24 protein-coding genes are annotated in these 24,306 nt (G+C 38.4%); 22 read left to right on the top strand and 2 right to left on the bottom strand.

What is annotated here, in order from left to right; genetic code table 11:
- Positions 1-2: 2 nt before the first annotated feature.
- The 16 genes from H5089_RS06300 (at position 3) to H5089_RS06225 (ending at position 16,231) form a co-directional block, all read left to right on the top strand.
- Entirely contained in the window at positions 3-1,880 is a 1,878-nt protein-coding gene (locus H5089_RS06300; RefSeq protein WP_182711773.1) for a type VI secretion system Vgr family protein, read from the top strand.
- 7 nt (positions 1,881-1,887) lie between these two features.
- Positions 1,888-2,244, top strand: coding sequence for a hypothetical protein (locus H5089_RS06295; RefSeq protein ID WP_182671935.1), 357 nt, complete (start codon positions 1,888-1,890; stop codon positions 2,242-2,244).
- 35 nt (positions 2,245-2,279) lie between these two features.
- Positions 2,280-2,570 carry a PAAR domain-containing protein gene (locus tag H5089_RS06290; protein ID WP_024595244.1) on the top strand — a complete coding sequence of 97 codons (291 nt, stop codon included), beginning with the start codon at positions 2,280-2,282 and terminating at the stop codon, positions 2,568-2,570.
- A gap of 2 nt (positions 2,571-2,572) precedes the next feature.
- Entirely contained in the window at positions 2,573-3,601 is a 1,029-nt protein-coding gene (locus H5089_RS06285) for a hypothetical protein (RefSeq protein WP_182711772.1), read from the top strand.
- Positions 3,598-4,449, top strand: a complete 852-nt coding sequence (locus H5089_RS06280; protein WP_182711771.1) for a hypothetical protein — start codon at positions 3,598-3,600, stop codon at positions 4,447-4,449. Before H5089_RS06285 ends, H5089_RS06280 begins: the two co-directional genes overlap by 4 nt.
- Entirely contained in the window at positions 4,449-9,326 is a 4,878-nt protein-coding gene (locus H5089_RS06275) for a DNA/RNA non-specific endonuclease (RefSeq protein ID WP_182711770.1), read from the top strand. Before H5089_RS06280 ends, H5089_RS06275 begins: the two co-directional genes overlap by 1 nt.
- 9 nt (positions 9,327-9,335) lie before the next feature.
- Positions 9,336-10,094 (top strand): immunity protein YezG family protein, encoded by a 759-nt coding sequence (locus tag H5089_RS06270; RefSeq protein ID WP_259396053.1) that lies wholly within the window; start codon positions 9,336-9,338, stop codon positions 10,092-10,094.
- Positions 10,095-10,224: 130 nt separating this feature from the next.
- Positions 10,225-10,857 carry a hypothetical protein gene (locus H5089_RS06265; protein ID WP_182711768.1) on the top strand — a complete coding sequence of 211 codons (633 nt, stop codon included), beginning with the start codon at positions 10,225-10,227 and terminating at the stop codon, positions 10,855-10,857.
- 55 nt (positions 10,858-10,912) lie between these two features.
- On the top strand, positions 10,913-11,347 hold the full coding sequence (locus tag H5089_RS06260; RefSeq protein WP_182711767.1) for a hypothetical protein: 435 nt from the start codon (positions 10,913-10,915) through the stop codon (positions 11,345-11,347).
- Positions 11,337-11,792 carry a hypothetical protein gene (locus tag H5089_RS06255; RefSeq protein ID WP_182711766.1) on the top strand — a complete coding sequence of 152 codons (456 nt, stop codon included), beginning with the start codon at positions 11,337-11,339 and terminating at the stop codon, positions 11,790-11,792. Before H5089_RS06260 ends, H5089_RS06255 begins: the two co-directional genes overlap by 11 nt.
- A gap of 47 nt (positions 11,793-11,839) precedes the next feature.
- Positions 11,840-12,595, top strand: a complete 756-nt coding sequence (locus H5089_RS06250) for a hypothetical protein (protein ID WP_182711765.1) — start codon at positions 11,840-11,842, stop codon at positions 12,593-12,595.
- 4 nt (positions 12,596-12,599) lie between these two features.
- Positions 12,600-13,175, top strand: coding sequence for a hypothetical protein (locus H5089_RS06245; protein WP_182695336.1), 576 nt, complete (start codon positions 12,600-12,602; stop codon positions 13,173-13,175).
- Between the two features lie 67 nt (positions 13,176-13,242).
- On the top strand, positions 13,243-13,509 hold the full coding sequence (locus H5089_RS06240; protein ID WP_076924322.1) for a hypothetical protein: 267 nt from the start codon (positions 13,243-13,245) through the stop codon (positions 13,507-13,509).
- Between the two features lie 82 nt (positions 13,510-13,591).
- The gene (locus H5089_RS06235) at positions 13,592-14,371 is read left to right on the top strand and encodes a hypothetical protein (RefSeq protein ID WP_182711764.1); all 780 of its coding nucleotides are present in this window, start codon (positions 13,592-13,594) and stop codon (positions 14,369-14,371) included.
- 238 nt (positions 14,372-14,609) lie between these two features.
- Positions 14,610-15,041 carry a DUF6795 domain-containing protein gene (locus tag H5089_RS06230; RefSeq protein WP_259396052.1) on the top strand — a complete coding sequence of 144 codons (432 nt, stop codon included), beginning with the start codon at positions 14,610-14,612 and terminating at the stop codon, positions 15,039-15,041.
- Between the two features lie 23 nt (positions 15,042-15,064).
- Positions 15,065-16,231, top strand: coding sequence for a lipase family protein (locus H5089_RS06225; protein ID WP_182711763.1), 1,167 nt, complete (start codon positions 15,065-15,067; stop codon positions 16,229-16,231).
- 14 nt (positions 16,232-16,245) lie between these two features.
- On the opposite strand, the gene soxR is transcribed toward H5089_RS06225, so the two are convergent.
- Positions 16,246-16,707 (bottom strand): redox-sensitive transcriptional activator SoxR, encoded by a 462-nt coding sequence (gene soxR, locus H5089_RS06220; protein WP_182674959.1) that lies wholly within the window; start codon positions 16,705-16,707, stop codon positions 16,246-16,248.
- A 77-nt stretch (positions 16,708-16,784) separates the two neighbouring features.
- On the opposite strand from soxR, the gene H5089_RS06215 reads away from it, so the two are divergent.
- The 5 genes from H5089_RS06215 (at position 16,785) to H5089_RS06195 (ending at position 20,675) form a co-directional block, all read left to right on the top strand.
- Positions 16,785-17,258 carry a flavodoxin family protein gene (locus H5089_RS06215; protein WP_182711762.1) on the top strand — a complete coding sequence of 158 codons (474 nt, stop codon included), beginning with the start codon at positions 16,785-16,787 and terminating at the stop codon, positions 17,256-17,258.
- A 65-nt stretch (positions 17,259-17,323) separates the two neighbouring features.
- Positions 17,324-17,836: a DsrE family protein gene (locus H5089_RS06210; protein WP_182671945.1), complete on the top strand. Its 513-nt coding sequence runs from the start codon at positions 17,324-17,326 to the stop codon at positions 17,834-17,836.
- 8 nt (positions 17,837-17,844) lie between these two features.
- A complete protein-coding gene (locus H5089_RS06205) occupies positions 17,845-18,480 on the top strand; it encodes an SGNH/GDSL hydrolase family protein (protein WP_182711801.1) in 636 nt (211 codons plus the stop codon).
- Positions 18,481-18,558: 78 nt separating this feature from the next.
- Positions 18,559-20,097, top strand: coding sequence for an EAL domain-containing protein (locus H5089_RS06200; protein WP_182711761.1), 1,539 nt, complete (start codon positions 18,559-18,561; stop codon positions 20,095-20,097).
- A gap of 56 nt (positions 20,098-20,153) precedes the next feature.
- On the top strand, positions 20,154-20,675 hold the full coding sequence (locus H5089_RS06195; protein ID WP_182711760.1) for a hypothetical protein: 522 nt from the start codon (positions 20,154-20,156) through the stop codon (positions 20,673-20,675).
- Positions 20,676-20,755: 80 nt separating this feature from the next.
- On the opposite strand, the gene H5089_RS06190 is transcribed toward H5089_RS06195, so the two are convergent.
- Complete coding sequence (locus H5089_RS06190; protein WP_182711759.1) at positions 20,756-23,008, bottom strand: TonB-dependent receptor; 2,253 nt, start codon at positions 23,006-23,008, stop codon at positions 20,756-20,758.
- A gap of 285 nt (positions 23,009-23,293) precedes the next feature.
- Between H5089_RS06190 and H5089_RS06185 the strand changes: the two genes are divergently transcribed.
- The gene (locus H5089_RS06185) at positions 23,294-24,301 is read left to right on the top strand and encodes a LacI family DNA-binding transcriptional regulator (RefSeq protein ID WP_182711758.1); all 1,008 of its coding nucleotides are present in this window, start codon (positions 23,294-23,296) and stop codon (positions 24,299-24,301) included.
- The last annotated feature ends 5 nt before the right edge of the window (positions 24,302-24,306 follow it).

Genomic DNA, 24,306 nt, shown 5'->3' with positions numbered 1-24,306 from the left:
GAATGCAAAAAGCAACACAAGATAAAAACGTAATTCAAATTAGCACCCCTGTTGGTAAAGATGCCCTCTATTTAACTCGTTTTGTTGCCCAAGAGGCAATGTCTGATTTGTTTGTTATGTCGGCCAATATGTACACTATTGGAAAACAAATCGCGCACGAAGACTTAGTGGGTAAACCTGTATCTATTAAAGTAAAAAATGCAGATGGCGGTGGTGAGCGTTACTACCACGGCATTGTTAGTCATTTGGTTTCAAATGGCAGCCGTACGGCTGATGTTGACGAGCAAAAAAATTATATAGATTATCAAGCGACGATAGTTCCATTCGCAGCTTCAATGCGCAATCGTAAAAATAGCCGCATTTTTCAAAAGAAAACAATTAAAGAAATATTTGCTGATTTATTTGGCCAACACAATGTTGCCTTTAGCGATAAAACCAGTAAAACCTACCCTAAATATGAATATTGTGTTCAGTATCAAGAATCTGATTTTGATTTTATTCAGCGCTTATTCCAACAAGAAGGTATATTTTACTTTTTTGAACACTCAAACAGTAACCATACGCTTGTATTAGCTGATGATATTACGGCTTACGAAGTATGTAATGAAGGCAAAGTTGTATTTTCAACTGGCCATTTAAGCGAATCACACGTATCGCGCTGGCAAGGTGGCTTAAGCATTGCCCCTGGTAGTTTTAAACGTGTTGGTTACGACTTTAAACAGCCATCACGATACCCAGATGGCGAGCAAGCAAACGCTGAACTTCCTACTCAATCGGTCTCTGAAATTTTTGAATACACGGGCGAGCAAGAGTGCCACCCGCGCGCTGCTAATCTAGCGTCTGTGCAGCTAGAGTCATTGCAAAGAGACATGAAGCTTTCTAGTGGGCGCAGTGATTGCCGCTCATTTACTGTAGGTAAGTTATTTAGTTTTAAAAAGCACGAAGACCCTCGTCTTGAAGGTAAAACATTTGTTATTACCTCTATGATGACTTCAATTACAGTACCCAACCAATCAGGTTCGCAGCAGTCATCGGTAGAAGAAGTTTATTCAAATCACTTTGAATGTGTCCCAAAAGAAATCCCTTACAGAGCACAAATAAATAAGAAAAAGCCTGTAATAAACGGGGTCCAAACGGCAATCGTAACTGGCGATAGCGCTGATGAAATTATGATTGACCAATATGGTCGTGTAAAAGTGCAATTTGATTGGGACAGAGAAGGCAAAAAAGATTCTAAAAGTTCGTGTTGGATCCGCGTTGCCCAAAACTGGGCTGGTAAAAAGTGGGGGGCTTTTTTCTTCCCTCGCGTTGGCCAAGAAGTACTTGTGGATTTTATAAATGGCGACCCAGATCAACCTATAATAAGTGGGGCCGTGTATAACGCAGACTTAATGCCTCCGTATGCATTACCGGCAGAAAAAACGCAAAGCGGCATAAAAACGCGTTCTACAAAAGAAGGCGGAGCAGATAATTTTAACGAGCTTAGGTTTGAAGATAAAAAAGGCAGTGAGCTGGTTTATCTTCAAGCAGAAAAAGACAAGCAGCTCTATGTTAAAAACGATCAAAACGATAAGACAGATCACGACCACAACATTGAAATTGGCAACGACAGAAAAACAGATATTGCTAACAACGACACCCTTAATGTTGCTAAAAATCGTATTGCCGAAATGGGTAAAAACGATACTTTAAAAGTAGGCAAAACATTAAATATAGAAGCGGGTGATGAAATAGTTATTAAAACAGGCTCTGCACAAATCAAAATGAGCAGTAATGGTAATATAACTATTGAAGGCACTAATATAAATATTAAAGGTAGTAATGTTAAAGTTGACGGCAGTGCTATTACTTTATCAGCTGGAATGATTAAATTAAATTAGTGCAAATATGGAAATAATAAATAGCTTTCATTCAGGACTTAGAAACGGCATTAATAATAACGGATATGTTGTATATTGCCGTTATGGGCTTGCGCATTTAATATGTTTGCCAATTAATAGGCCAGACGATCCATTGCTAAATCCAGCATTAAGTCACCTAAAAGCAATGAATGGTTATTACGCTGGCCAGTTTTTAAATAATTTACACCCAGTATTAAATAGTGAAGATGTTGTGTCGGGATTATACCAATATGCTATGCAAAGCCCTGTTGCACTTTCAGATTATTCTCAAAGTGAATTAATAGAGTGTTTATCTCTATTAGTGGCGCACAGCAAGTTATTAATTATCCCTTTATTTGATTAGTTTTATTTAAATATATAAACAGACAAGGAGTCTTTATGGGCAAGCCCGCAGCTACAATTGGTCACATGCATGTGTGTCCTAAAACAACCGGCACAGTGCCGCATGTAGGCGGCCCTGTAGTTATTGGTTCAACTAATGTCTTAATCGGTGGAATGCCTGCTGCGCGCAAAGGCGACATGATGGTGTGTATTGGCCCACCAGATAGTATTAAATCGGGTTCTGGCTCGGTTAAAATTAACGGTAAGCCTGCAGCTAGAATGGGTGATGACAGCTCCCACGGCGGTAAAATTGTTGTTGGCAACCCTACAGTATTAATAGGTGGCTAACCTTGCTATCTACATACCTAAGTAATCATAAAGCGCAACTGCTAGCAATTAGTGAAGCACAATATTGCCCTTTTACATGCGTAGGTTTTATAAAAACGCTCAAAACAAAGTTACTAGAAGCTTGTTGGTTAACGGCTAAAAAAAATAACGTAACACAAAAATTCAGCCAGCCAGATTTAGCACAATTAATTGCTTTTTTACAAAGTGACACCAACATTGATTTCACAGCACAAGCATGTATTGAAGTTATGGCTAATTTGCCTCAAAACATTAATCTAGCGTTTATTAACGCTTTAATGAATGAGCCCACCTTACATAGCCTAACTAAATTAATTATTTATAAAGTGTTATTACAACAGCACAGCTTGAATTTAATCGCTTATATTGACTTAAAAACTTTGTGCTTTGCATTAACCACTGACAAAGAGTCACTTGAGCATTTACAGCCAGCGTTGGAGCAAAATTTATTAATAAGTAGCCAAGCCAAAAATACCGAAGTAATAAATACGTTTAAACACTTATGCAATGCTGGGCTTATTAATTCTCCGTTAATGTCGCTTTTTTTATTATCACTCAGTTGGGAACAGGTGAATGTAGTTGGCAACCATGCAAGCAACACTTTAACGGTTGACCAAACCATGCAGGTATTACTGCAAAGTAGCTTTGCAAAATTAATTCCATTAGCTAATACTTTTTTAAATAAAGTTGAAGAACCACATACCATTATTGCTTTAATAAGGCGCTTGCTCGGCGATAAGCTTGATTTATTAGTGAGCTTTGAAACACAACTGCAAGCATGGCAAGGTGATGAGTTATCGTGTAGTGAATTTAAGCGTCAGTTACACACTAACTGGCCAAAGTTTGAGGGCGAGCTTTCATCTTCGCGCTTAATAGCAGGTAAAGCGCTAAATACTAAGTTAAATGCTATAGAAATGTCTGCTATGGATAGCTATAGCCAAGCTGTATTTAACTTATATAACTACTACCAACACGCTACTGCTAAAAAGTTAGCTGCGGAGGCCGTGTTGTGAGTGCTTTTAATATTAATATGGAGTGTTTTTTAGCGCCATTTTCTCAAGACATAGATGAGCTTTTATACGGCGAAGAGTCTGCATCAAATGAGTTTAAAGAATGGCAATCGTGGAATGCATGCATTTACGATTGCATATTAAAAGCAAAAGAATTATTTGCAAAAGTTGAAGACCTACAAGCGCCTTTGGTTTGGTTGCTTCCTGCGCTTGAATACCAAGGCGAGCTTAAGCAACTTTTGGCAAATAGTTTAAAACAGTTATTTCCACAGCATGTAAGTCATATTTTGTTTTATGGTGCTACAGGCGCTAATGCAATGATTGAACTTGTGCAAAAAAATCAGTGGAAAAAGGTTAACGTACTTGCAGTAGACGCTACACACAAAGCAAATATAAACGGTGAATATACTTATCAAGGTGTTGGTGGTGCACTTGCAACTGTTACAGCGGTTAAAACTGGTTGGATGCAACAAAGCCACGAACTGGCTCCATCTGTAGATTTTATAAAGCATAACCAATTAAGTGGGATTTTTTCTAACATTGCGCTTAATAGTAAAAAACAAATAGATTTTATATGTGCGCCAGGTAATGGCGTAAACCACGAAAGCGATGTGTGGTTAACAAATTTACAATTGCTCAGTAATTTAATTAGTGAGCATACACATTATGAATTACCTAATTACAAATTAGGTAAAATTGGTGCGCTTGAAGGACTCGTCAATTTATATCAATTGACCTCAAGCCCGGCTATTGTAAATCACTTTAAACATGCGTTAGTGATTTCTCAAGAACAATCAAAATACCAGGCCGCAGCATCATACTTATGGATAAGTGAGGAAGTACACAACTAATGCAAAGTAATACAGTTGTTTTACAAGGATCAAGTTACCCCATTTGCCTCGTTGCTGGTAAAGGCCAAACGCCCTCTGGCTATGCACCTGCAGTAGCAAACACGGCACAAAGTGCTAAACAGCAAATAGCTGAAATTGGTGGTGCGCTAACTGGCGATGCTGCCAAACGCCTCGACGTAATTAACTTATTAAATAGCGCAGGCGTTAGCTGCCCACGCAGCGCCTCTGCCCGCGAAACCGCAAGTGCACTTACCCAAGCTTTAATAGCTGGCGCTGTAACGTGTTATCACCAAAAAGCAAAGTCATCTATTCAAGTTAGTGATAACACCAATAGCGGAGCAGCTGGCAAAAAGTCGAGCAAAAAATCAAGCTCAACAGCATCGGGGAAAAGTGCATCACAAGCACCTGTAAAAAACACTGGTGGTGCGATTAATAACACCGCAAGCGAAGAGCCCATTACAAATCAAGAGTGCCGTTCAGATCCGGTATCAATGCTGTCGGGCGAAGAAATCCTCCCGCTTATCGACTTTACATTGGCGGGCAGCCGCCAATTAGTGTGGCGACGTTTGTATCGCTCATCTCATGCTGATGTATGCACAACAATGGGTAATGGATGGCGCCATGACTTTATGGCAAGCCTTACTGAGCATTACTTGCCGCCGCCAAAAGTGGGCCCTAAGCAAAAAGGCACCTACTGGTTAGAGTACCAAGACGAGCATGGCGCTAAACATAAATTTGAAAAGGTAAAACCTGGCCAATCGAGCTATCAGTTAAGTAGTAACCTTGCGCTACATTACCAAACAAATGGTAAGCAAGTACTTGTAACGCCAGACGACCAACACCTTACCTTTAAACCAGGCGAAAGCGCATGGTTGCTTGAAAAAATAATTAACGAAAAAGGCCAAAGCATCGCGTTTTATTACGATGCGAAAGAGCGCCTACACCGTATAGAAGTAAACAAAGTACGTGGCTGTGTTATTAGCTACAACGCGCTAGGTTTATTAAGCAAAATAGCAGCGTACTGCACCGATAATAACAACAAACAGCAATTGCTATCGCCATTGCTTGCAAGCTATGAGTACGACGAAAACAAAAACCTTGTTCAGTCTACTAATCAGCAAAACGAAACTGAGCGCTACGCCTACAACGCCGCTTATTTATTAACAAAGCGTACCCGAGCCAGTGGCTTTAGCCATCATTTTGAGTGGGATAGCTATTCACCCAGCGCTAAATGTATAAAGCAGTGGGGCGATAACAATACCTATACCTACCAGTTTGAATACAACCTTGAGCGCGGTGAAACAACCTGTATAGACTCTCGAGGCCACAAAGAGCACTTTGTACATAACGCACAAGGTAAATTGGTAAAACATACCGACCCTAACGGCAACGTTTGGCAATATACATACAATGCGCAAGGCCAAAAGCTCAGTGAAATAAAGCCCGATAACAGTACAACGGGCTATAGCTATACACCTTATGGCCAATTAGAAACAATAACGCAGCCAGATGGTAGCCAAACCCACTTTGCTTACAACCAACTTGGGCAGCGTGTATTAACTACCTTACCTGATGGCCAAACCATTACGCGTAAATACAGTGTGGCTGGCTTATTACAAAGCGAAACCTTTGGTGATGGCCGCACCACGTTATACAGCTACGATAAGCTCGGCCAGTTAACCCAGCATATTAATAAAAATGGTCAAATCACCAAGTTTATTTGGAACGAGCAAGGCGAGCTTTTAGCAAAGCATCTTAACGATGAGTTAATACGTTACAGCTACGACAGCCTAGGCCGCGTAAATGCCACACTGAATAACGCAGGCTTACTCACCCAATATAAATACAATGAGCACGGCCAGCTTACACAAACAGTTGCCTTTGATGAAAACAAGCCTGAAAATAAGCAGCATCAATACTTTAGCTACGACGAAGCAGGGCGATTAATTAGCTCGCAAAACAGCAAAGGCGACACCACAGAGCAACACTTTGAAGGGCTAAGCCAACCGCATTGTGTTATTCAGCCCGATGGCAGCGCCCTGCATTTAACGTACGACAAAGAGCGGAACTTAACAGCCATCGAGCGAAGCGACGGTCACGTATACCGCATAAGTTACGACGCGAACGAAAACCCAACACAAATAACCGGGTTTGATGGCACGCTACAGCAATATAAATACGATGCCTGTAACCGCTTAACTTCAGTAACGCAAAGCAACAAACGCCACGTAAAAATAGAGCGCGACAGCCTAGGCCGTGTAACTGCGCAGCATGCAAGCCTTGCAAGCGACTCACATATCATTAATAACGCCAATTACTACAGCTACACAAAGCAAGGTAAAATTGCGCGTGCACATAACGCGCAATCAACACTTAAACAACGCTTTGATAAAGGCGGTAGGCTACTGTGTGCTGAGCAAGTTAATAACCAGCAACAAGCGCATACCTTAAAGTACAGCTACGACGAATACGGCAGAAGACAAACCCTTACGCTGCCAGACTCAACCACGCTTAAATACAGCTACAACCAGTTTGGCCAGCTAAGCGGTATTAACTTACAGCAAACCAACAGCAAAGAGGTAGAACTTGCAAAGCCGCTTGTAACATTAAGCTACGACAGCCAAGGTAATATTCAAACCCAACAGTTTGGTAACAGCATAACCCTTACTCAACAGTTTGATGTATTTAACCGTTTAACGCAGCAACAGCTCACGCACCCAGCACAAGCATTATTTGATACCTGTACGTACAACTACGACAGCATCAATCAGCTTATAGCCCGTAAAAACGAAGGCGTAAGCAGCCAAAATATCAATTTTGAATACAACAGCCTCGGCCAGTTAATACAACAAAAATTGGCAGGCTCACGTGCTGATACAACCACATACTACCAGTGGGATAGCTTTGGTAACCCACAAAGCCAAACAGTTAAATCAAACACAAGCGATGCAGACACTAAAGATACAAGCACGTGTGATAAAGAAGCTAGCGATATAGCTAGCGGCAACCAAGGTGCAAAACATAAGGCTGCCAGTAATGAGCATACAGCCAGCTCTTCTATTGATTTAACACGCGCCACGCATAGCGAATACAAAGAGTTAGCGCCAAATAATAGTGAAAGTAGTAGTAATGCTGACTCAGTAATAAACAATGAAGGCACTAACAACACCACAATAAACAGTGCCACCGACGCCGACCGCCTAACACACTTTGGCGACAGCGACTTTTACTACGATGAGTTCGGTAACCAAATACGCGAAACCGGCAAAGGCATTAAAACCCGTCGTGAATACAACGCGTTTAATCAGTTAAGCTGTTTTAACAACAACGGCACGCTTACCCAATACGACTACGACCCACTAGGTCGTCGTATCGCCAAGCACACTGAGCACGGTAAAATTGACTACATTTGGGATAACGACCAGTTAATTGGCGAATGCCAACACGGTGAATATACCTGGTATATCAACCTGCCGAATCAATTTCACCCAGTTGCGCTGATTAAACAAGGTGAGGTGTATTACTACCACCTAGACCAACTTAACACCCCGCGTTTTGTTACTAATAACAAAGCAGAAGTCGTATGGGAAAACCAAGCCGATGTGTATGGTTATGAGGAGCCAGAAGCTGAGTCTAATTTTAATAAAGAAAGCAGCTTCACTCAGCCAATCCGCTTTCAAGGGCAATATTTAGATGAAGAGAGTGGCCTGCATTATAACCGTTATCGCTACTACAGCCCCAAACAACAGCGCTTTATAAACCAAGATCCAATAGGGCTTGTGGGTGGGATAAACCACTATCAATATGCGCCGAACCCAGTTAATTGGGTGGACCCGTTTGGGTTGAGTTGTAAGGAAGGATCTCCTACGGACAATTTAGTTCCTGTAATAGGCGCGTCTGGTAAAATAGTTGAACATATATCGCGTGATACTAAATTAGTCAGATTCGAAAGTCCTCTAGAAAGTACGCCGATGACACCGCATGAATCACCGTTTTTTGACGTTTCAAAGGCTATGGAATATGGTTTAAAGCCTGATTACTATCAAGCTTTATTTGCGGCTTCGGAACCAAACCTTGACGAGCTAACAAAGCTGAGGCAGAAGCAAGGGTATTTTGATGATGATGTAGAGCTAAAACAAGCAACTGTAGGTGAGTTGTTAGATAAAAATCCTGATGCAAAAGTGCTATCCGATTTTAGGTTTAATGGATCTGTTTTAGGTAAAAAATCTGGAGGTTATATTGTAGTTACAAATAATCAACCAGAAAAACCGAAAGAGCCAGAAAAACCTAAAAAATTCAACTTTAAAAAGCCAGAAGCTGAGAATGAAAAAGTAGATAAGCCAATTGTAAAAATTTTGGCTGGAAGTGCATCAGACAAACCTAGAGGTAGAGGCAGTTGGGCGGAAGAGCTTGAAAATCCTAAGCCTAATACTATATATGAAGTTACTTCTATCCATAATGGTCAACCTGCAACTTATACTTATGAAACAGATGAGCAAGGACGTACAATAAGAGTCACAGGAAAGCTTGTAAAGTCAGCCATTGAAAAGCAAAAAGAAAGAGATAGGAAACACCGCAGCTCTAAACAAAGTAGTTATGGTGGGGATAATCCTAACTATGATGGCGGCCATTTAATTGGTACCTTATTTCAAGGTCCAGCAGAAAAAATAAACTTGGTACCTCAACTAAAAGACCAAAATCGTTACGGCGAATGGCGAGAGATGGAAAAGAACTGGGCTAAAGAGTTGGATAAAGACAACGAAGTTGAAATAGAAATATTAGCAGAATACGATGGTGATGACGCTACACCAAAGTCATTACGTGCAACCTCAATTGTAGATGGGGTAAGACAACAACCTCAAAACTTTGATAATTAAGGAATTCATTTGTTTAATAGTATAGATGAAATATATAACCACATTGGACAGAGTATGTTTGAACACTTACCTGTAAAATGGGACAAAGCATACTTAGAGGTGAATTTACACCGATTAAATGTCTCAATATCGATTGATTCTAAATACACGTATGCTCAACAGACTTTTGATTTTGATTTAGATGTTATTAATGGTGTCTATAAGAATTCAATGTGTAATAAGGCATTTTATGCTCTTTATACGATTATGCAAAAGGACAAAGATGATGTTCCTTGGAATAAAGCGCGTTTTGAAATAACATCGGATGGCGACTTCTCAATTGATTTTAAATATGATGAAGATTTCGCGTGGTACAAGTCACTTGATATCGATAGTCAAGAATATGATGATCTTGATATAGACGTTATAAATCAAATAAAGTCATGGGAAGGCTTGCCTGAAAGTTACCCTAGATATTGGGCAAAAACGCTATTAGTGCTTCCAGATGTAGATACATTAACGAGAGCAGATGTTTCTGCATTTACTTTAAAACATAATAACTCAGCATTATTGAAAGAGCACTGGCAAGATAAATACTCCGATAATGCAATGCGCTTATGGGAAGAGGTCAAGCAAACCTATAAAAATAAAGCGGAAAGCATATACAGTATAGAAGAATTAATATTTGTCCTTAATTATGACTTTGCTGTTATGCCTTATCAAAACTCTGAGGAAGATGATTTAGGGTTTTATAAATGGATATTTATAGAAATTTCAAAACTAAGTTAAAAGTATTTTAGTTTCTCATATTTTATGTATAAAAATTTAAATAATAAAGACACCCACCTTTAATGATGGGTGTTCAGTTACCGCTGACAAATTGCATCTAAAAGAGATAACGTTAAAAGTGGACTTTTCGATGTCATTAGTAAGAATAGTACAATCGGTTGGATTGAGTGGCTTTAATAGTTTAACTGATGTAGAAGCGGTACAAAACGTGCTAAATATATTACAAAGGCTTATCTCGCTTACACAAGCTTTAATCTGTGTTTTATTACTTGCGGTAAGTCATACCGCTTTCGCGTCAGAATGCTTAAATATAAAAGTAACTAAGCCCATAAAAGTTGATGACAAAACAGGGTTATTGCAGTCATTAAAGTTTGAGCAAGTTAAATTACTCCACAAAGATAAGTCAGGTGTTTGCTTACCTACAAGGGATACCTACATTTTGTCTTTTAGTGAAGGGAGCCCTTTTATTGCCACTCGACTAAAAGGTCACACGCCAGAAATAACACTGCTCGAAAAAGACAAAAATTATTATGCATTAATAAAGTTTTATGCAGGTAACAAATTGCAAGTACTAAAGGGATATCAAGTCATCAAATCAGAGTTATACGCACTCCCTAATTTTACTTTAAGTAGTAATGTAAGCAATATTAGTATTGATGAAGGTGTTATTAGCGTAAAGAATACTAAGCTAGTTGAAGAGCACTCAATTGATTCAGTTACACTTTACAACTTTGATTTATCAGGTGTATCAGTTAGGCATTAAGTAATGTATTTACTAAATAACTATAATATCGAACTATCAAGGGTATTTAAAAAGTATGATAAAAAGTAACCTTGGTAAGTTTTTTCTGATTACAGCCTTGTTTTTTATTGCACCGTGTAATGAAGCTCAAGGTGCTACGCAAGTTATATTTAAATGTAATGCGGATGTACCTACACCTATTGAGCTGGTTATTAACAAAGTAGGGAATAAATTTCACTTAGATAAATTCATTATAAATGCAGTCACAGTTATTGATTCAGCAGACTTTAAAGCGGTAGAAAAATCGAGCTATCATCGCTCTTTAGTTACTGAGTACAGTTTGGCTTTTAGTGAAGGAAAAAGTGAAGTTATAGTGAGTGATTACTATAGCGAAGAGTTTGATACAGTAACAAAGGAAAAAACAGTCACACTACAAAAGAATGATATAAAGAAATACTGGACTTGTGACAGTACTGCTATTAGTAAATTAGCTTCTATTGATGATTTTTAGCCAATTAAAAGCGCTGATCGCGCATACTATTTTATTAAGCTTTAGTTTTTGTACTAATGCTCAACATACTGATTTATTAGAGCTTGATGGTTTTAGAAAAGCGGTTAATAGTGCTGACTATTTAGCTAAAGTAAAAATTATTAAAATAGAATCTTTCCAACAGGCCGATGGTTTCCAAAGGCATGTTTTTATTGCTGATATAATTACAACCTATAAAGGGTTAATTCATAAACAAATCTCTTATGAGATGTTTGTTGAGAGTGGCGAAGATGTAATGTTTAACTCGGCACCTATTTACTTAGCACTTTGTAAGAATTTAAGCGGGTCCTATTATTGGCCTGGTACGGGCTCAGAGTTTAAACCTACACCTGTTATTGATGCTTGGATAAATGAAAATAGAGATTCCCTTAAACTAGCACGCACGCCAGCAGTTTGGTGTGACTAGCTTGGGTTTTTGAATATTATTAAGAATATTAAACATAAGGAAATACAGTGAATAAAATAAACACGGATGTAAATTATAGAACAATGGCCGGTAATGCTCGTTTGGTAATTATCGCAGAATCCAGTCATAGCCCTGTATCTTATAAATATGAGGCTATAAAGGCTCTAAAACAACTTAAAGCTGCGGGTTTCACTCATTTTGCGATGGAAATGTTACCTATAAAGATAAAAGAAAAAATAGATTTTTATCAACGTACTGGTAAAGGTTTTGATGTGATTTACAAACATTTTCGAGAAAATTGGTATTGGAATGGTGCTGCTAGCACAGGTTATGGTGAACTAGTTAAAGCTGCTAACTCTCTAGGTATGAAAATTATTCCGTTAGATATGCCTGTTGAGGTGATGGATAAAATTGATGGTAGGTGCAGTTGGGAGGACGCTGATGGTGGTTTATGTACTGATTCACATATTCAAAGAAATCAAATGTGGGCGAGTATACTAAGCAGTACTCTTAAAATTGAAAAAGGCTCCCGTATTGTTGCATTTATGCATCGGTATCATGCATTTAATGCTGGTAATAGGCATGTAGGTGTTGATTCTATTTTACTTAATTTAAAAATCAGTGGAATAAGTATAATTGACTATATTGGTGGGATGACCTGCAAAGATAGTGGAGTTTGTGAAGGTGAAGGCGACTTAAAAAAGCCGCTTAGAGAGACTTATTTCTATAGGAAAGGTGCATTTTTACCTTCACCAGTACCTTCTTATACTGTCCATCTTCCAGAACAATCTTTAGGGAAGTGATTTTATGGATAAAATATTATTATTGTTGATTATGATGGCGCCTTCCATTTATGCCGCAGGTCCTCGATGGGATAATACTATAGATATAAATGACCCAGATTTAACTGTAATAACCGCCGCACAGCAATGTCATAAAAGCTTAATTAACGCGCCAGAGTATCTTGAAGAGTGGTGTGAAAAAGCTTATTCCATGGGATACTGGAAAGCATTGATTACTTTAAGCCTTCACACTGGGGATGGGACTCGATTATTAGAGGAAGCCAAAAAGCGGGTTGCGGCAAAAGAGATAGAAGCTTATTCAACATTAGCTTGGTTATATGGAAGCGGCATGTTTGTAGGGCAAGATATTAATAATGCAATTTCCCTTCACAAAGAATTTTTAGCATTAGATGCAGAATTGCCAAATTCATTAGTTACAACGGCGCATTTTGAGTTAGCAAGTTTATATAAATCGCAGCATAATTGGCTTGCAGTAAAAGAGCATGCACAATATGTTATTGAACACAGCGCTTTAGCTTATGACAAAGAGCAAGCTGTTAGTCTATTACAGTTAGCAAAAGAGAAAGCTCAATTAAAATAAATCATTGAATTCAAACTGATACACAAAGGAGCTATGAACGCCTAAGCTAAGGCGCTATAGAAATGATATGGAACAACAAAGCCAACAAACACTAACTAACCTTGTTTACGATATATATGAAGACCCAGCTTTAATAGAAGAGCATCAAGTGCTTATAAACCCTTTGTTGAGCGATTTAGTTGCCACAGCGCCAGCTGGGTTTGAGGGTATGGCGACGATGATTAATACCCATATTTCTAATGGGTTTAAATTCAAGAACCCTAAAATACAAAAATTTGAACTTGAGTCGGGACTTTTAAAACTTAAAACGTATTTTCAAAAAATAAACCTATAACACCCATCATAATTACACACTCAATTTTTAATATTAATGCAGCACTAGTGCTGCATTAATTTTTTCTCATCAAGGATGATCTATGAGCCTTATCACCACGAGTATTTTAATGCTGTTTTTACAGCCTTTATTTTTATATTTAGCTCTTTTTAAAGAGTCAGATCGGAGTACTCCAAGCCGTTCATTAGATAACGAAGATGCTATGTATCTATTTATAGCGCCTGGTTTAGCCGTATTTTATTCTGATAACTTTTGGCAAGCGGTACTTTATTTAGGAAGTGTATGCCTGTTAGGTTTAATGCTTGCCATTATTGTAAAAAGCAAAGCTAAAAAGCGATTAACAAGAGATGACGCTATCGGGTTTACTATTGCCAGTTTTTTATTTTTTGGGATTATAAAATTAATTATTGGTGGGTTAGGATATTTTTTTAGCGAAAATGCCGCGAATGCTTCAGCGCCTGTCATAGGTGAGCAAACTTATTCATCATCTACAGGTGAGCTTTTAAACTGGGGCTATTTGTATTATCAGTTTTGGCCAACGCTATACTTTTTACTCTTTATGTTAGCAACATTAGTTATAAAAATGATTGAGAGCCGGTTTAATAAACATTCATTTTCAGGCTCGCTCTTAATATTGGGCGCAGTTTTGGCAGGTGTATCACCGTTATTTGGGCATGCTTTTATTTTAGGCGTTATCGCTAACTTTTTTATATTTTTTGTTGTGTGCACGGCATGTATAGAAATTGATAAAAAGAGCGATCCTTCAGCTGGTGCTATTAGTTTTATATATGGTTTTTTGCTTGTGGGCGGTATCGCTTTTAGTAGTATTGGTAAATTAATATATACGCTATTTTATAATTAAATTAGGATTGTTTTTTGATTAAAAAACATGCAGTATAATTGTACCTAATTAGTATGTTCCCCTACTTTTTTTTAATATAAATATGGTTGGTGTAATTAATTGGCCATAAACATTAAGTAGCTTATAGCTAGGTCTTGGGAGAGTGTTTGCTTTGTTTTTATCGCGTTTAAAAATTTTTGTGTTGGTAATAGTCTCTATTGCCGTTGTTTTTTTTACTACATCACAGGCTTGTGCGGATATGTTTGGCTTTTTTAATAAACAAGAATTTTATTTATCGGCTCCAGTAAAGGGGCAGTTATTAGATAATGGGCAGCCAGTTGCAAACACTAAAGTAATGCGCTCACTCACCTATGGCGATGAATACGTTGACGAAACCAAAACAGACGAACACGGTTATTTTACTTTTACAGAAAAAACAATAAAAACAGGTAAGCCCTCTAATATGTTTGATAACGACTCGTTGGTTCAGCATATTTATTTAGAAAACGGCACGCCAGAAGGAATTGTTTTATGGTACACGCTTGTTTCAATTCATGAAAAAAGTGACACACTTAAAGAGCTTCTTGCACACTTGAAGTGTGATATTGGCCAAGAGCCGCAAACATACGATATTCCAATTAAAGAAGATACCAGCCACGCTTTTGCGATTTACACATCATGTAAACTTTAACTATTAATTTAAAGGGAACTTATATGAATACTTTGACACCCACTCAAGCCGTACAATTAGCTAACCTTGCTTATAAAGCAAAAAGCATTAAAACCACTAATTTACTTCATCGTTCACTTCATGCATCTTTGCGCGACAATTTTAACTTTTCAGTTAACCCTGGCGCAGTACAAGGTGTAACGGGAGGTTTTTTCTCCCATTTATTTAATTTAAGTACGGGTTTTGCTTTAGTAGGGCATGGGCTTGGCGATTATCAGGGGGATTCAGTTATAACAATTCGAGGTACTAACTCGCTAAGAGATGGCTTAACTGATGGCCATTTTGGTTTAAGTGGAGGCTCAAATGGCAGTATGGTGCATGCTGGATTTAATAAGACCTTTTACAGTATGAAGCCTGCGCTGCAAGAGTTTATAGCAGCGAATATTCAAGATAAAGTGACTGGTTGCGTTCATTTAGTTGGCCATAGCTTGGGTGGTGCGTTAGCGACGCTTTCTGCTGATTGGATCAAAGCTGAGTATTCACTTCCTGTAAAATTATATACGTTTGGTTCGCCACGTGTTGGGCTTGAAAACTTTTCTCGCGCAGCAACATCAAGAATCGATAAAATTTATCGCTGTACACATGGGGCTGACCCAGTGGCTAAAGTGCCTTTATGGCCTTTTTCGCATGCTCCGCACAATGGCCAAGAAATACGTTTAGATAGTGGACAAGGTTTAAAAGGTGCTGCTCATACCCTCAATGGTACGCCTGGCTACTTAAACACTGCCAATAGCAATAATTGGAACAACTTAACTATACAAGCTAATCACTTTTTAAACATGCCTGTGCGTTTAAAATTTGAAGATAGAAATCAAGCCTCTTTTACTTCCCACTGGGCTGATAAACTAGGGGCTGCGTTAGTCACACTTTTAAAAGATGCCGGCTATTACAGTGCAGTAGCAGCTCAAGCAGCTATTGGTACTGGGCTCACTTTTTACGATATGTTGGCGCGTACTTTAGATAAAATAGCTAAAGCGTCAGCCTCGTTTGCAACACAAACTTTAGGTTTACTAGGACATATGTTAGTGTTTGCAGGCAAAGTAATTAGTAAAGCGGTGGAGCTTACATATAGCTTTATAAAATCGGTATTCGACTCAACCCTAGGCGCTTTATACCGAGCGGCGAGAGAGGGGCTAAGCGGCTTAGATTAATTCTAATCTAGCCTTCAATCTCGCTCTAACAAAATAGCACCACTTTGGTTTTCGCCTAAGTGGTCGTTTTTGTTATAAATAGGGCATTTACTCATAGATAAGCACCCACAGCCAATACATCCATCAACGCGATCGCGCAAACGCTGCATATACGCTATTCGCTCGTCCAGCTGTGCTTGCCATTGCTTTGAAAGGGCTGCCCAATCTTTTTGCGTGGGTGTGCGCTGATCAGGTAATGTGGCCAGAGTGAGTTTAATTTTATCAAGTGTTATTCCCATTGCTTGTGCGGCTTTTATTACCGCTATACGGCGCAGTACATCTTTTTTATAGCGGCGTTGATTGCCGCCATTTCGCCAGCTACGTATTAGTCCTTTGGTTTCATAAAAATGCAGGGTTGATACTTTTACGCCGCTACGCTTTGCTACATAACCCACGGTTAGGTTGGCCTCAGTTAGTTTTTTTTGATCTATTGGCATTATTTTTAATTTCCGATTGACCTCAATATAACTTGAGGTTTTAAGCTTCTTGTAACATTAAAAAAGGAGCTAACTAAATGCAACAAAAACTTGAGCGTAGCACTGTTATTATTTATTCAAGCGCACGCAAAAATGGTAATACACAGGCGCACGTTAATGGATTTGCAGAGCAAAATAATGTGCGTGTAATATGCTTAGATGATTATAAAATTGCGCCGTACTGCTATAACAAAAGCTATAAAAATGATGATTTTTACGCTGTGTTTGAAGCACTTTTAAAATATGATCACTGGGTGTTCGCGTCTCCTGTTTATTGGTACAGCACCACGGTACAAATGAAATTATTTATCGATAGAATAACCGATTATATGGACGATGAAGCATTAAAACCTAAGCTTCGTAGTTTACGCAGTAAGCATTTTTCAGTACTTTCAAATGCGTCATCAAGTGAAGCCCCCGCCTGTTTTGTAGAGCAGTTTAAAAATACGTTTAGTTATTTAGGTATGCAGTTTATTAACCACAGCCATAAAAGTACCCAAAAGGTTGCTTAAATTGCAGCCTTTTTTGGTTGTCTCTGGTAGTTTAGTAATAATCTTAAAAAACACAGGATTGTTTTATGAAATATTTACTATTGTTAGTGCTGCTTTTTAGCCCTTTAATATATGCAACAGAGCAACCAATTAAGGGATATGGTAATTATTACAATGTACCCGAGCATGATGAAATTAATGACGCTACGGTATTTAAAATAGCATTTGATGTTGCTGATGGCGCTGAAAAAGGCGCGCAAAATAATTCAATAAATTCGCTAGCGCGTTTTATTAACATGCATGTGGCGCATGGCGTAAAGCCTGAAAACATACAACTTGCATTAGTTGTGCACGGCAGCGCAAGTGTTGATGTGTTAGCTAATAGCGAATATAAAAAACGCTTTAACGCTGACAATAAAAACCGAGCGTTAATTGAGCAGCTACTAGCAAACAACACTAAAGTGTATGTTTGCGGGCAATCTGCTACTCACTTTAAAGTAACGCCAGCGCTTTTAATTGAGGGTGTAAAAATGTCGCTTTCGGCTATGACCGCTCACGCACAACTTCAACAACAAGGCTATACGCTCAATCCATTTTAATGACTCAAATAATAAAAAATATTCTCTGCTTTGGGGATTCAAATACATGGGGCTTAAACCCTGTAACGGGTAAACGTTTTGATGAAAATACCCGTTGGACATCACTTTTAAATAAAAACTTAGGGTGGGGCTATAACGTAATAGAGGCAGGGCAACCTAATCGCACGTTAGTGCATAATCCCCCGTTTGACGGTGTGCTTAATGGTGTTAGCTATTTAAAGCCTTATTTGGATAAGCATGATCTCGACTTTGTTATTATAGCTCTTGGTACAAACGATCTTAAAAAACGTTTTAATTTAACACCTAGTTTAATAGCAGATGGCTTGAATGATTTAATTAACTCAATACACATTTATTATCAGCAGGGTAGTACTTTAAAATCTCCTAAGATTATTATTGCTAGCCCACCTAAAATAAGAATTACCGAGCAGTATTCACGTATTTATGAAGAGGCTGATACAAAAGTAACAAAGCTCTCTAGTGCATTTAAAAGCGTTGCAGCTAATAATAAGTGCGCTTTTATTGATTTTAACTCGTTCATTAACATAACAGATGGTGATGGGATTCATTTTGATGATATCCAACATTTGGCAATAGGCTTTAAAATAGCGCAATTGGTTCAAAACTCACTCAATAATTGTTAAATCTATCTGTGTGAATTTAATGCGACTTATGCAATCATCTAATAAAGTAGTGATATAAATTAACAACTTCGAGATGCTATGAAAAAGTACCAACAAAAATCTATTATAGCCGTTCTAACCGGAGTGTTAGTTTTTATAACTGGCTGTATAATTTTACTCAATTTTGCAGCGCAGCAATTAACAGCACAAACAAAGTCAGATGCTGAGTATATTCTCACTCATGTAGAAGGTGCAATTGCAGAGCGGCGTCGAATACTTACCCCATTAAATAAGCTTGCGTTTAAACAGTGTGACAACACAACTCTTCTTGAGATGCGCCGAGCTTTATTTGACGCAAAATATGTAATTGATATAGGTTTTTTTAAAGATAATCAGCTAGTTTGTACTACGGGTGCAGGCTTATTAAGTAAACCAATTAACGACAAACAGCCTGACTTTATTCGAGATGATGAACAGGTGAGGGTTCGTTTTGAGCCAGAGCTTTATCTATTATTATTTAGTGAGCGCCCTATGGAGGTAATTATAGTCAGACAAGGGGACTATAATTTAATTATGCAGAGTACTCCCTTTACCAACATTGGCATTACTGTGCCAGATTGGGAAGTTGTTTATGAAACACCAAATACTTTGCATCATTTAGCAGGTAAAGAGGACCTCTACCTTCAAGTAAAAAACAATGTTTTCTTTCCTTACGAAACTAATTTAGTTTGCAGTTCTGCAAGTAGCCAATATTGTGTGGTAGTGCACTTACCTTGGAGTCTGTTTTTTTCTAATAACCACTTATTATTAATAATTTCGTTAATTTTAACCTGTCTAGCGGGAATATCGAGTGCGTTAATAGTTGATGCAAGAATTGCTGCACGTCGCTCTATTAATCAGCGTATTCGTAAAGGACTCAAAAAGGGATCATTTTATTGGACTTACCAGCCTATTATTTGTTTGCAAAGTGGCAAGCTGATTGGTTGCGAGGTACTTGCACGTTTTGAAGATAAGTACGGTGTTTTATTTCCAGATGAGTTTATTCCGGTTATTAGAAAAAACAATTTAACCTGGACTTTTACTGAGGCCATGATTGCCACCACAATCAAAGAGTTAACTTCTATAGAGGTATTGCCTGAAGGCTTTAAAGTGTCGCTTAATATATTTCCGTGTGATGTAGAGCTGGGTAACGTGTCGTTGCTGCCACAAATTAAAGAGCTTACCAATTCACGCTTTATTATTTGTTTAGAGATAACGGAAGACGAATACCTTGATACAAGCATCGCGCATGCTCATTTTAGAACCTTGGTTGAATCGGGATTTAACTTATCATTAGATGACTTTGGTACGGGTTATTCAAATTTAAGAAACTTACAAAATTTGAGCTTTCATCAACTTAAAATTGATCGTACGTTTGTTCAAGATATAACAACTGAGGGCTTAAAAGCCTCTATGATCCCAAATATTATGGAACTTGTGCATAAGTTTAATTATACCTGTGTAGCAGAAGGTATTGAAACCACTGAGCAAGAAGCCATTTTAAAAACAGCGGGTGTGCATTACGGACAAGGCTGGAAATACGGTAAGCCCATGACTGCGTCTAAATTTAAAAATTATATAACTAATCAGCATTTTTAGATCTCAGCTGCCATACTAAACGTATCGGTATGAAATTTATAAATATTAGGTTTATTATGATCAAATTAATATTAAGTGCTTTTGCACTTTTACTACTTAGCGCATGTACAACACAGTACCCAAACCAGCAATTAACAGGTAAGCAGTTCCCAAGCATTAGTGGCGAAAGCTTAGAGCAAACTATGGTGACTATACCAAGTGATTTTAAAGCAGATAAAACACTACTGCTCATTGGGTATAAGCAAGACAGCCAGTTTGATATAGACCGTTGGTTAATTGGTTTAGATATGGCGGGCGTAACGCTCCCTACATACGAACTACCAACCATTGCCGGCATGGCACCACGTATGTTTAGCACATTTATAGACAGCGGTATGCGCAAAGGCATCCCTAAAGAATTATGGGGTGGGGTAATCACTATTTATAAAGATGGCGAGACAGTTCAAAAGTTTACAGGTAATCAAAGCCCAAATAACTCTCGTGTGGTACTTATAAATAGCAGCGGCGAAATTTTATATTTTTATGATCGAGGTTTTTCGGTTGATGCGCTGAATAAATTAAAAGCGAGTATTGAGTAATTCACTTTAGCCCTTAAATTCATTTGTTTAGGTTAATTAAAGTGAAAGGGAGCGAATGCTCCCTTTATATTGTATTTTATTTAAAACGCGTAACTTACACTAAAGCGCGTTGTACGAGGCATAATGTAACGACCATTTGGTGCATCAGCATTACGTGGATCACCTTCTGTAATGCCTTGCTCATCCGTTAAGTTATCTATTGCTACTTGAAGCTTGATGCCTTCCATTGGTTCTAGTATTAAACCTAAATCAACTTTTTCGTAGCCATCGAGTGTTACAGTGTTTTCGTTATTGCCAAAGCGATCATCAACCGCTGAAAGCGTACCGTATAAAGTTGCATACATACCTTGTAGCTCAAAATCGTAACTTGGCGTTATACGTACTTGCCATTTTGGTTGGCGCTGCGACTGGTTACCATCGTTTGTTGGGCTCTCTGTAATTTCAGCATCTTGTAATGTCGTATTTAAATTAACAGAAAAACCAGAATCATGATTAAAGTTGTAATCAAGCTCTATACCGTATGCTTCGTTTGTTAAAATTTCTGCTGGTACGCCAGGTCGTCTTACAAATGTGTCGCCTTTAACTTCATTTACAAATACGGTTGCATAAAAGTCGGTTGATTCAGTAATTAACTTATAGCCAAGCTCGCCTTGAGTAATTTCTTTAATAAGCTTTTCGCCGCCTTCGTAAGCATCAAAGTTATCTCTAAAGTCATCAAAGTAAGGCATTTTATAACCACGGTTAACACGGGCAAACACACCCATATCATCATTAATTGAATAGTTTAACCCTGTAGTCCACGATGTTTTACTTTCATCATAGCTAACGGTTTTAGTAATAATACCGTCAAGGCCCTCATCTACACTGTATTCTACTTCGTGGTTTTCTTGACGTACGCCAACATCAAGTGTAAACGCATCAGCAAATTTGTATTCACCGGTGACATAAAACGCGTTAGTGCGCGCATCACCTGTTGAGCTTATGTCGTAGTTAAAATCACAACCATCGGTGTTTTGATTACATTCAATACCGGTTAATGCTTCGCCACCTGATTCAAGTACATGGTATGCAGTGTTACCTAAGCTCCACCAATCTTTTGCTGAAGTACTTGCAGTGTAATATCCAAAGGTTGTTGATAGGTCGCCAAATTTCTTCGAAAAAGCTAAATCATTAGTAAATGAGCTGATTTCTTTAAGTACTACCCATCGACCAAGTTGTTGGACTGGGGTATCGCTTGCGTATTCAGTGTTTGTAACTGCTCCAAATGCAGTTTGGCCGTTATCAGCAACTGCTCCAACCGTTGTTGCTGAGCCACTAGGTACTAAACCGTAGGTATTTGCATCGCCTTTGGTAATGTTAAAGCGATCTGAAAAATGCCAATCACCTTTTAGCTCTAGCTTAATACTACCGCCCGAAACATGGCCGTCCCACCCTCGGCCATCACCTAGGTCAATATCAAGTGCTTGCGCATCGGGGCCTGTAAATATTGTTGCTTGACGATTTAGCGTACCAAGTTGCGTATATTCTGCGTCAATACCATCAACATTAAGGGGTGTTGGTAAGTACCATGCACCGTGATCGTCTGTTTGGCGGGTATAAAAGTTAAGCTCGCCGTTGTCTAAATCTTTAGTAATGTTGATTGTAAATTGGCTACCTTTTTCAGAAGTAAAGCCCGCATCACGAATACCCGGTGAGCTTTTTACGTAACCGCCAACCATAAAGTATAAATCGTTAGTAATTTCACCACTCATCACAGCGTCAACTCGCTGTAAGTCGTAATCAGAAGTTGTGTATTTAAATAAGCCTTCTGTTTCTTCGCCACCACGTTTTAATCTAAAATTGGTTGTTAATCCTGGTTGTCCGTTAGATAAAACAGGATTAGGTCCACCACGCAGGGCTTCTACTGTCTCAATGGTTTCATCAACACGAAACATTGATGAGTTTTCTAAAAATGACAATGTTGAAGCAGGATAAATAGGTGAGCCTTCAATACTGAGTGTTAAAAATGGGGCATCACCACCACCAGGAAAACCACGAACAAATACATTAGCGCCCGATTCACCACCTGAGCTTTCTACCCAAACACCAGGTATTGCTTTAAACAAGTCAGCGGTGCTTTTTGGAGACAGTTTAATAATTTGTTCACTATCGATATTAGTTACCGCATAGCTGGCATCAATTTTTCTAACTCCAACACCCGTAGGTGTTCCCGATACCACAATGCGCTCAACTTTCTGTTTTTCTTGTGTTTGCTCTGCTGCAAATGCGCATTGAGTGCTAAGCGCTAAAGTAATTGCACACGCTAATGTACTTTTTGCTTTATTGATTTTCATGTGTGTGATCCCGTTTTTAGTGTATTAAACAGTGTATTTCAGCAGCCTTTTTACTAAAAATCATTGTAAATAGGCTGTGTATAATGAAACCTTAGAGATAAATGCAAACGTTTGCAATATTTATTTGTAAATTATTTATGAATTTATATAGTTTATTTATTGAGCTTATTTATATGTTAAACACTTTTTAGGTCGTTGTTCGCGCCAGCAAAAAATAATAATGCTATATTGTCAGCGAGTTAGATAATTGTATTGATCAGTGGTAAGCGACTATTTAGGAAGATCATGAATAACAAAAAAATTAAATTAACTGATTTAGCGAAAATAGCAGGCGTGTCTACCTCTACAGTTTCGCGTGCGCTTAATGATAATCCGCTAATTAAGCAAGAAACCCGCGATAAACTTCAGCGCTTAGCTAAAGAGCATAATTTTAGCCTTAATACGGCTGCAAGTCGGTTGCGGACACAAAAAACCAATGTAGTTGCGGTTATAATTAACCTTGACGAACAAACAGAGCAGTCGATTAGCGATCCGTTTTTACTTAAAGTAGTGAGCGAAATTAATCTTGCACTTAATCAGCAAGGGTTAGAGCTTTTACTATCTAATTCAATCATGGCGCAAGACGATTGGGCTAATTATTTTATTAATAGCCGCCGTGCAGACGGTATTATTGTTGTAGGTCAAGGTAAAAACCAAACCAATATAGAAAATGCAGCTAACGCAGGTATTCCGCTGGTGGTATGGGGAGACCCTAAAACACCTAGCAACTACCCCATTGTAGGAAGTGACAATTACTTGGGAGGCTTGCAAGCAACAACGCATTTAATAGAGCACGGAGCTAAAAACATTGTATTTTTAGGCGACCCAGAACATGGTGAAATTAGTGAGCGTCATAGAGGGTACTCTGCCGCATTAGCATCCCATAAATTAGAGCAACATGTTGTATCTATTGATATTACAAGTAGCTCAGCATATCAATCAATTAACCAATTACTGCGTGAAAAAGGCCTTTATTTTGATGCTATAGTTGCATGTAGTGATATGGTTGCCTTAGGTGCCATGAAAGCCTTAAAAGAGCGTTATGTAAGCATTCCTAATGATGTCGCTCTAGTAGGTTTTGATGATATTGCTATGGCCGACATTAGCCACCCTTCATTATCAACTATCCGACAAAACACACAGTACGCAGCCACGCTATTAGTTCAAAAGTTGATGCAGCAACTAGCTGGTGAAAAAGTTGAATCACAAGTAATTGATATTGAACTGATTACCCGCCAATCAAGTAAAAGATAGTTTAT

The organism is Pseudoalteromonas sp. SR45-1 (genome assembly GCF_014163655.1).
GTDB classification, from domain to species: Bacteria; Pseudomonadota; Gammaproteobacteria; order Enterobacterales; family Alteromonadaceae; genus Pseudoalteromonas; species Pseudoalteromonas distincta.
This window is presented reverse-complemented; position numbering and strand designations above follow the sequence as displayed.